Source organism: Paenibacillus alginolyticus DSM 5050 = NBRC 15375, from assembly GCF_000422905.1.
GTDB lineage: Bacteria > Bacillota > Bacilli > Paenibacillales > NBRC-103111 > Paenibacillus_E > Paenibacillus_E alginolyticus.
Genome location: NZ_AUGY01000051.1, coordinates 14,646 through 30,938, shown reverse-complemented (window position 1 = coordinate 30,938; position 16,293 = coordinate 14,646). Strand labels below are relative to the sequence as shown.

Annotated in this window: 11 protein-coding genes and 2 pseudogenes; 9 read left to right on the top strand and 4 right to left on the bottom strand. The window is 46.0% G+C overall.

Going from position 1 to position 16,293, the window contains the following annotated elements; all coding sequences use genetic code 11:
- The first annotated feature begins 23 nt into the window (after positions 1-23).
- The 5 genes and pseudogenes from G519_RS0122090 to G519_RS43975 all read left to right on the top strand — a co-directional run.
- Complete coding sequence (locus G519_RS0122090; RefSeq protein WP_051253575.1) at positions 24-908, top strand: amidohydrolase family protein; 885 nt, start codon at positions 24-26, stop codon at positions 906-908.
- Positions 905-1,576: a hypothetical protein gene (locus G519_RS47725; RefSeq protein ID WP_051253574.1), complete on the top strand. Its 672-nt coding sequence runs from the start codon at positions 905-907 to the stop codon at positions 1,574-1,576. The genes G519_RS0122090 and G519_RS47725 overlap by 4 nt, the downstream gene beginning before the upstream one ends.
- 39 nt (positions 1,577-1,615) lie before the next feature.
- On the top strand, positions 1,616-3,685 hold the full coding sequence (locus tag G519_RS0122080) for a hypothetical protein (RefSeq protein WP_029196560.1): 2,070 nt from the start codon (positions 1,616-1,618) through the stop codon (positions 3,683-3,685).
- Positions 3,682-3,789, top strand: a pseudogene (locus G519_RS50385) (Fe-S oxidoreductase); the annotation flags it as partial. The gene G519_RS0122080 and the pseudogene G519_RS50385, both read left to right, overlap by 4 nt.
- Before the next feature lie 7 nt (positions 3,790-3,796).
- Positions 3,797-4,093: pseudogene (locus tag G519_RS43975) on the top strand (LutC/YkgG family protein); the annotation flags it as partial.
- A 72-nt stretch (positions 4,094-4,165) separates the two neighbouring features.
- On the opposite strand, the gene G519_RS0122065 reads toward G519_RS43975, so the two are convergent.
- Both G519_RS0122065 and G519_RS0122060 read right to left on the bottom strand, forming a co-directional pair.
- Positions 4,166-5,038 carry an AraC family transcriptional regulator gene (locus G519_RS0122065; protein WP_029196558.1) on the bottom strand — a complete coding sequence of 291 codons (873 nt, stop codon included), beginning with the start codon at positions 5,036-5,038 and terminating at the stop codon, positions 4,166-4,168.
- A gap of 100 nt (positions 5,039-5,138) precedes the next feature.
- Complete coding sequence (locus G519_RS0122060) at positions 5,139-6,029, bottom strand: AraC family transcriptional regulator (protein ID WP_029196557.1); 891 nt, start codon at positions 6,027-6,029, stop codon at positions 5,139-5,141.
- A 117-nt stretch (positions 6,030-6,146) separates the two neighbouring features.
- Here G519_RS0122060 and G519_RS0122055 point away from each other — a divergent pair, with 117 nt between their 5' ends.
- Together G519_RS0122055 and G519_RS0122050 are read left to right on the top strand one after the other, a co-directional pair.
- Positions 6,147-9,512: a DUF5107 domain-containing protein gene (locus G519_RS0122055; protein WP_244280173.1), complete on the top strand. Its 3,366-nt coding sequence runs from the start codon at positions 6,147-6,149 to the stop codon at positions 9,510-9,512.
- Positions 9,513-9,568: 56 nt separating this feature from the next.
- Positions 9,569-10,507, top strand: coding sequence for an aldose epimerase family protein (locus tag G519_RS0122050; protein ID WP_036633579.1), 939 nt, complete (start codon positions 9,569-9,571; stop codon positions 10,505-10,507).
- 294 nt (positions 10,508-10,801) lie between these two features.
- Here G519_RS0122050 and G519_RS0122045 read toward each other — a convergent pair whose 3' ends face one another.
- Positions 10,802-12,379 (bottom strand): HEAT repeat domain-containing protein, encoded by a 1,578-nt coding sequence (locus G519_RS0122045; protein WP_029196554.1) that lies wholly within the window; start codon positions 12,377-12,379, stop codon positions 10,802-10,804.
- 143 nt (positions 12,380-12,522) lie between these two features.
- Between G519_RS0122045 and G519_RS0122040 the strand changes: the two genes are divergently transcribed.
- Together G519_RS0122040 and G519_RS0122035 are read left to right on the top strand one after the other, a co-directional pair.
- The gene (locus G519_RS0122040; RefSeq protein ID WP_029196553.1) at positions 12,523-13,395 is read left to right on the top strand and encodes a helix-turn-helix domain-containing protein; all 873 of its coding nucleotides are present in this window, start codon (positions 12,523-12,525) and stop codon (positions 13,393-13,395) included.
- A gap of 206 nt (positions 13,396-13,601) precedes the next feature.
- Positions 13,602-15,608: a glutaminase family protein gene (locus G519_RS0122035; RefSeq protein ID WP_029196552.1), complete on the top strand. Its 2,007-nt coding sequence runs from the start codon at positions 13,602-13,604 to the stop codon at positions 15,606-15,608.
- Between the two features lie 13 nt (positions 15,609-15,621).
- Here G519_RS0122035 and G519_RS43970 read toward each other — a convergent pair whose 3' ends face one another.
- Positions 15,622-16,257 (bottom strand): hypothetical protein, encoded by a 636-nt coding sequence (locus G519_RS43970; RefSeq protein ID WP_064743506.1) that lies wholly within the window; start codon positions 16,255-16,257, stop codon positions 15,622-15,624.
- Positions 16,258-16,293: the final 36 nt, after the last annotated feature.

Sequence of the window (16,293 nt, the reverse complement as noted above, 5' to 3'; positions counted from 1 at the left end):
AGAATGAGGAGAGTATGTAATCCATGACATCTATTCGTCAATCATTTACTAGAAATGTTAGCCATGCCTATCTCGATAGCCATGTCCACTTCTGGAAGCTGGAGCGTGGCGATTATCATTGGCTTACACCTAGCAATCCAGTTCTTTACCAAAATTATGTGCCATCAGATCTGTTTGGTCTTGAAGATGCTAATGCTTTACGAGGAATTATCGCCGTACAGGCGGCACCGACAATTGCTGAGACGGAATATTTACTTGAGCTAGCAGGTAAAAATGAGCGAATCCTCGGTGTTGTTGGTTGGCTTGATCCTTTTGCAGATTCATTCGCTGACGAATATAGTCGTTTACGTAACAACCCACAATTCGTTGGGATTAGGCTGGACCGTTCCGTCTTCGTGCCGAACACAGAGCAAGTGTCGGATCGCTTGCTAAAGCATCTTCGTCTATTGGAGGAAGATGCTTTTCCCATCGACCTGCTGATCGGACCGGAAAATATGCCAACCGTAATTAAATGCTTAAAGTCCGTACCTAACTTAAAGGCGGTTATTAACCATCTAGGCGGTCCGCCTATTCGTACTGGTGAAATCGAGCCTTGGTCGGCATACATCGGTGAGTTATCCGCATTTCCTAATTTGTATTGTAAATGGTCGGGTATGATCACACCGGCTGGCGGAATGAATCCACATCTGTTAGCACCTTATATCCGTCACACTGCGGAACGATTTGGGCCAAATCGCATCATGTTTGGTAGTGATTGGCCGGTAGCTTTGATGGCAGGTACCTATAACGATGTTGTTCAATTATTCGAGCAACTGCTGCCTGAAGAGTGGAACGACATGGCGCGTGCAAGCGTACGCATTCACAATGCCAGGGCATTTTATTTGAGGATTGGGGATAGCGAAGCATGATACATAGACTCCTCTACTACTCTCAACTTCGCAAAGGGATAGTAAGCGAATTTCAGCAAATCGTTAAAGAAGATGCAAACGCGCTTCGTGAAGAATGGGCAGCGTTAGGGCTATCGAATGTCTCCGTGTTTTCTTGTGATCTATACGTTTGTGTGTATGCCGAGGTATCAGGTGATCAGAGTGTTCCAATCTGGGATTGGCCGATATCTTTTGAGCGATACTTAGAGAAGTGGCCAACCGAACCTGATCTTGACGTCAATTCTAGTGGGACGCTGCACAGGCTTGCGATCCCAATGATAGACGTTTTTCACGACGGGTTGCCAGAAAACACGGATTTCTGGAACGGCAGCCGATCGGTCGAGGAGCGAGTAGGCTCAATAGCAAGATTGAAACCAGATAAGGTTTCGAGCTATATCTATTATCATTATCAGAAGCAGGAAGAGTCACCAGACAGCTTTAATTCAACTTATTTGATTGGCTCTATTGGCAGGTTGTTATTCTCCTATCATGAGTTACCATCTAGAGTCAGCACAAGGAAACGCCAAGGATTATTAGCAACCAAGCATTCTCCGGACAATTGGCATGAGGTGATGCTGCCGCATTTCGAGCTATGGGAAGAAGCACCAGAAGGGCAGCGGCTGTGGCGTAAAATGGAGTGTTTAATGTAACAACAACCGGTTGACAGGACATATAATCGGAGGTACAGCATGTTTACAGCAAACGAACTGGACTATTTAGAAAGCTTATCCGGGGTAAACCCTATTCAGCAAGATATCGACGCGTTTAAACAAAAAGGCAAGTTAGATGATCTTGAAGAAACCGGGTTAAATCGTGACAAATATTTGGACTTTTCCGAAGCGCGAGTTCGTCAATTCGCCCCATGTTTAAGTGAATACGGGGGGATTCTGGATCCAGACGATGGGAAAGAGCACGAATATGCAACCGCTGTATTTGTAAAAGCCGGAGCTATTCTACTTGCAAATGATCGCTGCAAGGATCTCAAAAATCAGATTTTACTCGCGATGGATTGGGCTAGTACCTGTTTGGGGGAGAATAAAGTCCCTGACGATCATGCCGATTTCACGACGCACATGCTGGTTCGGGCGTATCAGCTTTTGGCGCCGATTGTAGATAAGGAGCGGAGCGATAGCTGGAAAGCGAGTTTGTCCAACGTTGAGCCTGAGGTAACGTATTGCCAAACGGTTCGAAGTTTTCCAGATATTCGTACCATCCGTAACTGGGCTACTTATGCCATGCATGGCGAAATGATGAGGCTAAATGAAGGGTTCACGGACTCTATGGCTTTCATTGATAAGTATTTGAAACCGCAAATGCCGCGTTTTACGCGTGAAGGGCTATACCGCGATCCGAATATTCCGGTCGCCTATGATTTGGCTGCGCGTCAACAGCTTAGCGGGTTAATAGATGCTGGATATAACGGCGAATGGAAGACATTTCTAGAAAAGCAGCTTCGCAAAGGTGCCCAAACGATGCTGTTTATGCAGTCTACCACCGGGGGAACGAGCTGCGGAGGCAGGAGTAACCAGATTATTTGGAATGAACTGACCTTTGCCAATCTATGTGAACGGGAAGCCTCGCTTTATGCTAAAGAAGGAGATCAAGAATGGGCAGGTATATTTAAACGAGCTGCACGCAAAGCACTACAATCCATTCTGCGCTGGATAGAGGATCCCACCCAATTTCGGTTGTTGAAAAATAGGTTTGATAGCGGGCTACGAAACGGTTGGGAGTTCTATGCCTATTATTCGACATACAGCTTGTATGCTGCTCAAATTGCTGCTTCGTGCTTTGAAAGTGCTGACGATAGCATTTCCGAAAAGGCAACACCGGCCGATTTGGGCGGATATGTAGTGCCAATTAAATCCTTCAATCGTATCTATGCCACTTCGAGACCTCAGCAAGGTGGTTATCACCTCATGATGGATACGGCAGCGCAAATGGGTCATGACGCAACTGGCTGGGTGCGGCTCCATAAAGCAGATTATCTAGAGGAAACGGCGCTCTCGATGGGGATTGGTGGGCTCAACGGCAATATTTACTTGAATTATTTTGTGGCCAAACAAATCATTCCGCGTCCCCATACGCCAGCAGCTATTGGCTTGACATGGAGGGATGCACACGGTACGTGGCACAGGTTAGCTAACTATGGCAGAAGAAAGCACGAAACGTTTCATTCCTTGAATGAGGACGGGGCGCCAACCCATCCTGAAAAGCTGCATTGGCATGCTTTGCTTGAAAGTGGGGAGGAAAATGGCGATGCGCTATCTTTCAAACTACGCTACGAGTCTACGGGACTTCAGCTAATAAACGACATGGATTTGCGTTCACCGGATGAGGATCAACACCCAGCTATTTTACGAGCTATCGGTGATTTGATGCCAAGGCCTGGCATCGAGGGTGTAGCGGCGATCACAGAATCTTATCGCATTGCACACGATGGCGTGACAACGGCATGGTCGGTGGAGGCTGCAGAGGATACGGAATTATCCGCAATTGGTGTAACGGTTCCGGTGCTCGTGACGAACGGAACCGATGAGACGGTCATCCGTGTGGATGGGAATAAGCTTTTCGTCTTGTATTCGAATGCCATCTATGCTATTCAGCCTGAAGGTGAAACTGGCGATGTCGAACTTGAGCTTCTTCCTGGGTTGATGCCGAATCGAAATGGCAACTATCGTCTCGCGCAATGGATTAGAAAGGATGCTCAGAAGGAAATCAAGCTTCATTTCTCATTAGAGCAGGCAGAGATCTTATGAAAGTTTCTTTATTCATCACATGTTTAAGCGACCTTGTATATCCAGTTGTCGGTGAATCCATGGTTCAGCTGTTGGCTAGATACGGAGTGAAATTGGATTTTCCTGGGGATTGGTGTTATAGCGGCTGAGCATGCAATTGCTTATACAGGTTCGCTTGTTATTACTTCAGCCCCGACTAGGGGAAGAAGTGTCAGCTTGCTGCTCACAACGCTTATCGCTATCATTCCTGTGGAACGACTAAAGACAAGTTTGGGTGAAGTGCTGCGGCCTTTCGATGATTTGGAAATGGCGGACATGCCCGCAGGTATTCATTTTATCTCTGGTCCCAGTCGTTCCGCTGATATTGAGAATGATTTAACCATCGGAGTTCATGGTCCAGGTATTGTATATGCACTTATAATTGAATAGTAGGGGGCACAAAATAAACGGAGTCACGCGAATTTGCGGGCTCCGTTTTACATTTATTTATGAAACTTCGTATTACTTTTTCAAAATCGGTATCCATATTTCACTTTTAAAAGTTGGTGAGGTTACATCTTTGTTCTCATTCCACAGGATTTCTGGACCTTCTATGGCTTCATAGTTTGAGGATGGAAACCATTCGGAATAAATGCGTCCCCATACATTTTGCAGTGTATCAGGGAAGGGTCCGATTGCTTCGAATACAGCCCATGTTGAGGCAGATACATCAAGCTGTGTTAGGTGATCTGGACACTCCGTCGTTGTTGCGACGCCAATATAGTGATCGAGCTTCCCTTTTTCCTCCATCCTGCCCTCAGAAAAGTTTGTAGATGCACTAAGTAGTCCCATAGGCTCGACATTAGAAAGATTTTTAAGGTTATTGATCGTTTCGCCATCTAAACTTTTCCACATAGAAGCAATCTCCGGATTTACCCCGTTGAATTGGATAGGAATTCGTATCTTAATGCCAACAATGCGAAATGCCTCTTTTTCCTCAATTCGGTAGATCATTTCATTTCCTCCTTTGATGGATAACTGGAAGGTCATTGGTGGGTAGGCTTTAAGTGAATGGCCATTATTTCTGGCTTCTGACGGTGTTATGCCATGCAAACTTTGAAAAGCTCTTGCAAAAGAATCGGATGAGTTATACCCGTATTTCACAGCTACATCAATTACCTTTACCTTGCTGGCTTTAAGCTCAAATGCTGCAAGAGTAAGGCGTCTCCGGCGGATGTATTCGGACAGCGAAATACCTGCAAGGAAGGAGAACATCCTTTTAAAATGGTATTCAGAACAGAAAGCGCATCTTGCTACTTCTTTAAAATCAATATCGTTTGCAAGATTATCTTCAATGTACCTTAAAGCACCATTCATGTTTGTAAGCAAATCCATTTATCTGACCTCCTTTATCCAAAGAATAGCAAGAATTGCATGTATCCATCCGACTATTTCGTGCACAATTATGCAGGGTCTATTCTTAGGTGAATCATCGCTACCCTTTCGGAATTTTGCGATATTCGGTTGGGGAAACTCCCATCATTTTCTTAAAAAGTCTGGAGAAGTAGTAGGCATCGGATATGCCGATCGCGCTTCCGATTTCCTTGATCGTGAGGGCGGTCAGGTCGAGCATTTGGCTCGCTTTTTGTATTTTGAGACGTAAAAAGTACTCCACTGGCGGAAAGCCGGTTTCCTTCTTGAATAAAAAAATCAAATGCTGTTTCGATACCCCAGTATGCTTGGCTAGATCGGAGAGTGTAATGGAAACCTCCAAATGGTCGTTCATGTACTGGATGGCGCTTTCCATAAAGTTCTCCCTTTTTTTGTCTTGCGAAGACCCCGCTGAACTCATGCCAATATCGCTCAAAAGCTCCCGAAACACATTAGAAACATGTACTTGTATCGCCATGGAATATGCCTTGTTCGAAAGCAATTCATAGCAGTGTTCGAATTCCGTCAGAAACTTGGTGTTAATGCTATGCGGAAGATAAATGGAGCCTTCGTACAAATTGTACATTTTGAATAATGGAGCGGCATGATCACCGTGTAAATGAAACCAGTGAATACTCCAGGGTAAATGGGAAGATGCCCCGTAACGGTGCGGAATGCCTGCAGGTATTACGGTCAAATGCCGTGCGGTTAATTGCAGTGGCTTCCGATTTTCAAGCTCGATCCATCCTTCGCCATCTGTGCAATAGATAACAATATGGGCGTTGCAGCCGTCGGAACGTTCCCGATAATGGTACTGGGCTCGCGGAAATACGCCGATATCGCTGATATATAGGTGCTTGGTCAATTCCGATTGCTCTAATTCTTTCACAATATATTCGGGCATGACATGAAGCAATTCCTCTTGGAAGCCCTCCGGCTTCATAATCGTTTCCATAAATCTCACACCTCTAGTTGAAATAAGAATATCATCCATCATAAACCGCATTTCGTCAATTGGCAGAACGAAATCCTAGAAGTAAATTAGAGATATCATCTAGCAGGAGGTCATCCAATGAGAAATGAAAAGACAGATACAATGGATCAACAAAACGCTCAAGCGGTTCGAGTATGGGAAGAAGCAGTGGAAATTCCCACCTACGGAATTGGATTGCCCAATCCAAATCCAATGTTTTTGGAAAAACGGGTGTATCAAGGCAGCTCCGGCCGCGTCTATCCGCATCCTGTCATTGATAAAATAGAAGACGAGAAAGTGATGAAAAGCTATCGACTGGTTATTCTTGAAAACGAATATGTTCGAATTGAAATGATGCCGGAGCTCGGAGGACGGATCTATCGCGCGCTGGACAAAACGAATGATTACGATTTCGTTTATTACAACAGAGTGATCAAGCCTGCGCTTGTTGGTCTCGCCGGACCGTGGATATCAGGAGGGATCGAGTTCAACTGGCCGCAGCATCACCGTCCCAACACGTTCGGCCCCGTAGAATATCGTTATGCGGTGAATGAGGATGGCAGCGCAACTGCATGGGTGAGCGAAATTGATCGCATGTACGGCACGAAGGTAACCGCCGGTTTTACGCTGTATCCAGGCAAAGCGTACTTGGAGATCTCGGCGCAGCTCTACAACCGTACGCCAGAACCACAAACCTTCCTGTGGTGGGCGAATCCGGCGGTTGCCGTAAACGAACATACGCAATCCGTATTTCCGCAGGACGTGACGGCCGTATTCGATCACGGCAAGCGGGATGTGTCCCGATTCCCGATTGCAACCGGCACCTACTACAAAATGGACTATTCCGCCGGCGTTGATATCTCACGGTACAAGAATATTCCAGTTCCAACTTCTTATATGGCGTACAAATCGGATTACAACTTTGTTGGCGGTTATGATCACGGCGTACAGGCAGGGCTTTTGCACGTCGCTAACCACCACATCTCCCCGGGGAAAAAGCAGTGGACTTGGGGGAATGGCGAGTTCGGGCAAGCATGGGACCGCAATTTGACCGATGAAGACGGGCCGTATATCGAATTGATGACCGGCGTATATACCGACAATCAACCGGATTTTACTTGGCTGCAGCCCTATGAAGAGAAATCCTTTAAGCAGTACTTTATGCCGTACAAAAATATTGGGGTCGTTAAAAATGCGACGATTGATGCCACAGTTAATCTAGAAGTCGACGAAGCAACCCGTGAAGCTGTTGTGCATGTTTATGCAACTTCAATTTTCCCGGATGCCGTTGTGGAGCTTAAAAGCCGTCAGCGCACCTATCTAAAGGAAAAGCTTGAATTATCGCCAGTCTCCACGTATAAATCGGTGATTATACTTGATGAAGCCGATAAACCGCATGATTTGCTCGTGCAAGTTTGGGATCAAAAAGGCAATTTGCTTGTATCCTATCGTCCAGTTAAACACTCGATTGAGCAAGCGCCAGATGCAGCCAAACCGCTTCCCGAACCTCAGGAACTGATGTCGAACGAGCAGCTATACTTGGCAGGATTGCACTTGGAGCAGTATCGCCATGCCACATTCGAGCCGGAAGATTATTATTTGGAGGGGCTCAAGCGCGATCCGAACGATATTCGCATTAATGTCGCGTATGGAACGCTGCTGTTACGCCGCTGTTTGTTCCGCGACGCCGAAGGGCATTTCCGCACGGCGGTGAAGTCGCTCACATGGCGCAATCCGAATTCGTACGACAGTGAAGCCTATTATCAGTTGGGTGTATCTCTGAAAATGCAGGGTCGTTTGGATGAAGCCTTCGCCGCCTTTTATAAAGCAGTCTGGTCTGCTGCTTGGCAGGACAGCGGCTACTTTTCACTCGCTCAGATCGCCTGCGAAAAAGGAAATTATGAAGAGGCGCTTGAATTGGCTGAACGTTCTCTCATCCGTAATGCGCATAATTATAAGGCGCGCCATTTGAAAACGGTGCTGCTGCGTAAATTAGGATTCCACAAGGACGCGCTCGCTTTTGCCCAAGAAACACTTAAGCTTGATATTACCGATTTTGCAGCTTATAACGAATGCTATCTAGTGAATGTAGCCCAAGGAAACCGAGATAGCGCCGATCGGGTGCTCGGAGAGTTAGTCCTGCTCATGCGCGGCGATGCTCATAATTACTTGAACCTCGTATCGGACTATGCCGGGAGCGGTTTATACGCCGAGGCGATTGAAGTGCTGAATCGAATCGTTCAGAACGATAGCACGGATGCATATCCGATGCTGCACTACACTCTTGGTTACTTACATGAAAAAGCGGGCCACCCGGATGTCGCAGCGAAACATCGGCAACAAGGAAATGCAGCGTCGCCGGATTACTGCTTCCCGAACAACTGGTTCGATCTGCTTATATTGGAAAGCGCCATTGCTTCCAATGCCAATGATGATAAAGCGCATTACTATTTAGGTAACTTACTGTATGACAAGAGACGCTACGGGGACGCAATCGGCCATTGGGAGTCGTCCAGAGATATTCGCTGCGATTTCGCGACCGTTCACCGCAACTTAGCGCTGGCTTATTTCAATAAACGCGGCGACGCTCAAGCGGCGCTTGTGTCCTTGGAAACAGCGTTTGAATGCCAGCAAAGTGATGCAAGAGTGTTTTATGAGCTTGATCAGCTATACAAAAAGCTGGGTTATTCGCCAGAAAGTCGTTTTGAAAAACTTGAAAAGCACAAGACTCTAGTTGTTCAGCGCGACGATCTCTATTTGGAATACGTTACACTGCTCAATTCTCAAGGCAAACACGAGCAGGCTGCAGCCGCTCTAGCCTCACGGAAGTTCCATCCATGGGAAGGCGGGGAAGGCAAAGTCACCGGTCAATACGTCTATTCACATGTAGAGCTCGCCAAACGCGCTTTGGATGAAGCGAAATACGAGAAAGCACTTGAACTTTTGCATAAGGCGCTTCATTTTCCAGAAAACCTCGGTGAAGGAAAGCTAGCAGGCGCGCAAGAGAACCATATCTATTACTATTTAGGCTGTGCGTTTGAGGGTCTGAAAATGACAGCCAACGCGATAGCGTCGTTCGAAAAGGCGTCCTTTGGCTTGGATGAGCCGGCCAGCGTGATGTACTATAACGATCAGCCGCCGGATATGATTTTTTACCAAGGCTTAGCATGGTTGAAGCTGCAAAATGAAAAAGAAGCTAAGCGCCGATTCAACAAGCTCATTGATTATTCCGAAAAGCATATTTTCGATCAAGTAAAATTCGATTATTTCGCCGTCTCGCTGCCGGATTTCCTTGTGTTCGAGGATGATCTTAACAAGCGCAACGAAATTCATTGCAACTACATGATGGCGCTCGGCTTCATTGGAATAGGCAAGCTTGAACAAGCCAAATGGCAATTGGAAGAAGTGCTCCGTTTAGATAAAAATCATCAAGGGGCAAGTACTCACCTTCGTTTGTGCAAATAAGCAGATGAGCTATCCTATTTGCAGGGTTATCAAAAAGGATGAAGTGAGGGATAGACTTGGGAAGTTGGACACAAATCGAAAGTGAAGGTTATTTATCTTGGGTTGGACAAACAAACGGGATCTCGTTAACCGTGATTCCTGCGCTTGGCAGCAAGGTAGCCTCGCTGGTGAATCGAAAGACGAATCGGGAGTGGCTCTGGCGAAGCGGTAAACCGCTGGGAAACACAGGTTATGGTTCATCCTTTACAACTGGAGACGAGAGCGGATGGGATGAAATGTTTCCAAGCATTAACCAGTGCTTCTATCCGGAAAAACCGTGGCAGAACCAGATGATTCCAGACCATGGGGAAGTATGGTCCTTAGAATGGAGCAGTCAATGTGTGGAGGATGAGCTATACTGCCGAGTGAATGGTGTGCATTTTCCACATACGTTGGAAAAGGTGTATTCTTTTGCAGAGGAAGACACCTTGCGAATTGATTATTGTGTAAAGAATCATTCCTTATCGCCTTTTTCCTTTCTTTGGGCGGCACATCCCTTATTTCAAGTCCGAGAAGGAATGATTTTGCACGTTCCAAACGACATGACACAAATTGAGATCTCTTATTCTGAACAGCAGCGTCTTGGCGTTTTTAATGACAGGAAATCTTGGCCGCTCATTCAAACGGATAACGGAAGCGTAGATCTTAGTCTGATCGAACCAGCGAAAGGGAAATTTGCAGAGAAATATTATTTCGCTGATAAGGTTAAGCACGGTTGGGCCCAGCTTAGCGATCCTGCGACAGGCGAAGCGGTTACGCTCCGGTTTCCTCCGGAACAAGTACCTTATCTAGCCATTTGGGCTAATTACGGTGGATATGGCGGTCATTATCATTTTGCAATCGAGCCTGCGACAGGAAAGATGGATGATCTTGCCCATGCAATGGGACAAAACGAAACGGCTACTGTTGAAGCTCTTGGGGAGTACAGGTGGTTTATAGAAGTATCCATAAAATAGCAAGAAAACAACAAATCAGTCGATGGCTGAATGCTACTTCCATTGGATAAAATCCAGTGGAAGTAGGGAATGGACAACCTGAAAGCCAATTCCATTGGAACATTTCCAATATAAATGAGAATTTCGAAGCATGAGAGTCGATTCCATTGGAAAATGTCCAATGGAAGTATTCATTTCAAGCTGAATACGATTCGAGCGTTCCATCAGCTCAAAAGAACTTAAGGGCTATCCTCAAGTAGATTTATCTACTTATAAGATAGCCCCGCTTTTGTTTTGAGTTCGTAAAAAGGCAGTCTAGAAAGTACTGGCTTTACTTGTATCCGGACACCAGCGTGAAGTGCGGTAATATCGGATCAAGATATCAACCGCATCGTCCGTTCTTAGATGGGTGAGTGTTTCCGCAGCATAGGCTCTAACGTAACGGTCCTTGCTGTAAAGCGCTTGTTCCAAAGAGCGGACAGCATCTTTGACATCGCCAGATTTACCCGTGCGCAGCAGTGAAAGTGCCGCCGTATAGCCGACCTTATTGGTGATGTAGGGCTGATCGCTTTCATACGACTTTTTCGATTCCGGTTGATCCGATTCTGAAGCATCGTCAGTCTCATATCGTAGAGCGTCCTTCAATACTTTCGCTAATGCCGAAACAACCTGATCACCGGCTTGTTTAAGCATGCCTAATGATTCAACCGCATTCCGACGAACCCACTCGCTCTGATCTTGCAAGCTGGAGATCAATGAAGGTACCACTTCACCTTCGGAAGATCCTATCATCCCGAGTACGAAAACCGCCAACGCCCTGCGCTTCTCATTTTCATGCTTCATAACACGGAGAAGCTCGGGAATCGCCTCACTGCCTGCTCCTTGCAATCCGTATGCGGCCCGTTCCGCTATCAGGTTCGACCCCTCCGTAATTTGCTTGATCAGCATGTCGATCCCTTGAGTTCCAAGGTGTCCAAGCGCATAGGCTGCATTCAAAGCGGTCGTTTCCACCGGATCGTTTAATAGAAGCCCTAGTGAAGGAGCACAAGAAGCCGCTTCTGCTCCGATGCGTCCCAATTCATCCGCCGCCCGCCCGCGATCGGCCGCATTCTCTGCCTCAAGCTCTTGCCGTAATGCCAATACTCGCTCCTCGTTCTTTGGACTGCCAACCTGCTTAGCCGTAGGTTCTCCGCGTAGCCAATCCCATACGTCTTGCCATAGATTCAAATGGATAGCTGGCGTTCCTTCCGGCACAATCATCTCCTTGCTTTGATGATTCCAGCTCGGATACTCCGGTGCGCTCAATCTGAGAAATTGAAATTTGAGCATATACCGATCTAGTTCAGATACATTAAGCGAAGCTTTATGCCACAAATCGAAATGCACAAGTACCATCGTGCCGGCTTTGCCTGTGGGCAGCAGCATCTCACCTTGGTCGCCGAGGAATTTTTCGTAGTATTGGGTGCCTGGCATGATCGCAGTAGGCCCTAAATCTTCGGTAATATCTTGGGTGTAGTAGAAAATCATCGCCCACCACGGTCGATGGCTGCGCATGGAAGACCAATAGCCGTCTTTGTGCCATTTTCCGCCGCCTGGCGTCTGATTGCCTGGTTGGTTGTAATGACAGTGGCGATGTGGATGCATGTAATAGTCTGGACCAAGAACACTGCTTAAGGCTCCCTTGACGACAGGTGTATCGAACAGCTGCTGAATGTCCGGGACACGGGGCAGAATGTTGTTCCCAGGGTTGCCTTCATTATGCATAACGTGATGGATCTGGTTCATGATGCTCAAATGAAGCTGATGAGGCATGTCGTTCTGAAGTACCAGATATCCTTTGGTAATAAACTGCATCATTTGCTCATCCGTCAACAAATATTTGCTATCTAACATGTTAAATCCTCCTTAGAAATCTTCGTCCTTACTTAGAAATATTACAGTATTCGGTTTATTTTGTATTTGCATAATCGTCAATTATTTGTACAATCGTCATATCAATTACAAATTAATTTTTACGAATAAGGTGGTGATCGTGATTGGATTTCGCCGACTTACATCCTTACGTGTACTTTGCAACCCGGTATCCATTCTCCAAAGGACAGACAAGCAACAATCGGATCTGTTATGCCTCCTCCCTATATTTGATCAGCGAGGGAAGAGGTATCATTCACACGAATGGTCGCACTTATGAAACAGTTGTCGGCTCTCTCGTGTACATACCAGCAGGGCAACCTCACCATTGGGTTGCAGACAGCCAAGACCCGATGGTCCACGTCTGCTGTTATTTCGATTGGTCATACGTTGATCGTCGGGCCGAGTTCAGCCACCCGAGCACGATCTGTTATGATGCAGCGACTCTGGTTCCTGATCTGATCGGACCTGCATTTCCGTATTCGTTACCTGAGCATGTGAAAGTGGAGAAGCTGCGGCTGTGGATGGATTTATTCGAGAAGTTTTATACCGAAAATTACTATACAAACCAACGGACGTACGTTCGCAGCCTAAAGATCCAGAGCAGCTTCCAGCAATTTATCGAGTTTTTTCTAACCTTTGCCCTGAAAGAGGAGCATATCCCCAATCTCCGCATGTCCAAGCTGCTCGAGCGATTGGATCAGGATTTGGTACAAGGTAATCTGCAGCCTTTGGAAATCTATTACAGAGAGCTGCGCATAAGCCGTGGTTACTTCTTTGATTTGTTCAAAGATGCAACCGGATTGCCGCCAACCCAGTATGTCATCCAATTCAGGATCAACCGGGCGAAGGACGACCTCCTCTTTACGAATCTGAATATCACCGAGATCGCAGACAAGCACGGATTTTCATCTTTGCATTATTTTTCGAAGCTATTCCGCAAGTTAAACGGCAAATCACCACGGGAGTTTCGTGAAGAGAACAGAGACGCTCCATGACGATAGAAGACAAATGAAGTACCAGAAGGGCAGCATTTGAGGCGTAAATGAAGCGAATGATGTGACAAAAGCCGGTTAAGAGTCAAGCGACTCTTAATCGGCTTTTGCCTTTTCAAAGACTACGAAAACTATTATTGACATATAAGCATAAACATATTTATTATATTATATATAACTATTAATGTGCATAGAAAGGGTGTTGTCTCATGACTGAGGGTACGTTTCGACCGTCGGCTGTTCCGCTTGTAACCGTAGATCCTTATTTCAGCGTATGGTCTTCAGCTGATCGACTTACGGATGATTTCACGCGCCATTGGACGGGTCAAAGGCAAGCCATGACCGGATTAATCCGAATCGACGGGACGACTTGGCGTTTTGCTGGACGAGTAGAATCTAGCGTCGAACGATATTTCACGGAGCCGCCGGCAATGGAACAAACCCGTTTGTCCGTCTCTCCGCTATGCAGCGCGTATTCCTTCGAAGCTGCCGGTGTAGCGCTGGATGTTCGATTTATTACACCTTTGCTTTTGGATGATTTGGATGTTTTATCTCGGCCAGCTTCCTATGTTTCGTTGGAGGTCCGTTCGACAGATGGGAAATCTCATGACGTGCAGATCTATTTCGACGTAACGGGCGAATGGTGTGTTGACCACCCGCGGCAATCTGTCGTTTGGGGAAAAGGGGAGAATGAAGGAATCGTTTGGCAGCGAATGAGCCATGCCGAGCAGAACTATTTGAACAAGTCGGGAGACGATTTGCGTATCGACTGGGGCGATTTCTATCTATGCACGCAGAGTTCGGACCGTGTTAGGACCTATGTGGATTCGGCCAATATTCGCAAAACATTCGCAAGAAACGGGGAAATCGTTGCTGGGAAATCACTTGGAATGCCTTTGGAGGTTGCGGACGGCAAGCCGGTGATGGCGGTTGTGTTCGAAGCAGGCGAGTTGGGCGCAGACCCGGTCAAAAGCTTGGTCGTGCTCGCCTACGACGACATCTATGCGGTGGAATATTTCGGCGATAAGCTGCAGGCCTATTGGAAAAGAAACGGCATGAGCACGATGGAGATGATTGCCGAAGCTTTCTCGGATTACGAACAATTAATGGTGCGATGCACGGAGTTTGACCGGCAATTACTTGATGATGCCCTTGAGGCGGGTGGCGAGAAATATGCGGATATACTCGCTCTATCTTACCGGCAGGCTATCGCCGCCCATAAACTCGTGATCGATTTGAACGGGGATCCGTTGTTTCTCTCAAAAGAGTGCTATAGCAATGGCTGCATGGCCACTGTGGATGTAAGCTACCCTTCCGTTCCGTTATTCCTTCTGTATAACCCTGAACTCGTTGAAGCGATGATCCGGCCGATCTGTCAATATGCTAGAACTGACGCTTGGACTTTTGAGTTCGCTCCCCATGATATTGGACAATATCCGCTAGGCAATGGCCAGGTATATAGCGAGAATGCAAGGGAAGGGCAAATGCCCGTTGAGGAATGCGGCAATATGCTGATCATGGCGGCTGCCGTTTGTTTAGCAGGTGGCAAAGTAAGCTTCGCGAGAGAGAATTTGGATTTGCTGGAACAATGGACTCATTATTTATTGGAATTCGGTCTAGACCCGGACAACCAACTATGCACGGATGATTTTGCCGGACATTTGGAACGTAACGCCAACCTGTCTGTCAAAGCCATTATGGGGGTAGCGAGCTACTCCATACTTATGGCCTATATGGATAATGATGTGGAGTCGGAGCGTTATTTAAGCTTGGCAAGGGAAATGGCGAGTAAATGGAAAATACTTGCGGACGACGGGGATCACTCTAAGCTTGCGTTCGGTCAAGAAGGTACTTGGAGCTTGAAGTACAACTTAATATGGGATTTAATATTCGGCACGGACTTATTCGACGAAGAGATCATCCATAGGGAAGTGGAATGGTATTTGAAGCAGCGAAATGAATACGGTACTCCGCTGGATAGCCGGGAAACCTATACGAAAGCGGATTGGCTCATATGGTCAGCTTCGCTCGCGACGGATCGGGACGATTTTATCAAGCTAGTGGAACCGTTATGGAAAATGATAAATGATACTCCCGACCGTGTGGCTTTCTCCGATTGGACGGATACAATTACCGCACGGCAGCTGAATTTCCAGCATCGCAGCGTCGTGGGAGGATTTTACATGAAACTGCTTAAAGAGAAAGGAATAAAGTAAGTTTGCTGCTATGTTACTTAGCTTTTACTTTTTTAAGGAAAAGCTTTTTTATTGATATTTTTTGTTCGGATGTTGGCTCTTTTTGGCTTTCTTGTTGAATATGCAGGAATAGGTTGGTCATCCATTTGGATAAAAAAGAGACACTCAAAAAAATTAGGAAGATGTAAAAATAATTCATTCCTTTATATAAACGGAATAATCCAAAAGTTACCAAAGCGGGTTTGAACAAAAAGGAAAGAAAGACAGAGTACGCCGTAGCATATAGGTAGTAATTTCTATGGTTATTTAAAGTCCATTGGTAAAGCAACAAAAAAGTCACTGGGATTAAAGATGTGTCGAGAGAAACGCTTGCAGGCAGTAAAGGAATAAACTTATAAGGATAAGTCACAAATCCGTTTGTTACGCAAAAGATATCAGCATAATGAAACCACATATGAATATTAAAACCAAAGAACCCAATAAGAATAGCCTTTTTTCTGTCGATTAAGAAATAAAGGGCAATTAAAGGAAGAATAAATACACCTAAAATAATCCAAAATTCCCAAGTGTTAATATTTGAATATTTAAACCAATAATTGATGGATGTACTTGAAACTTTTTCGTGGAGTTTTCTAATTTGTTCCAACTGATTAGTTTGGTCAGTACCCAAATCTATCTCCCCCTTTCGGAATGTATTTACCCTATT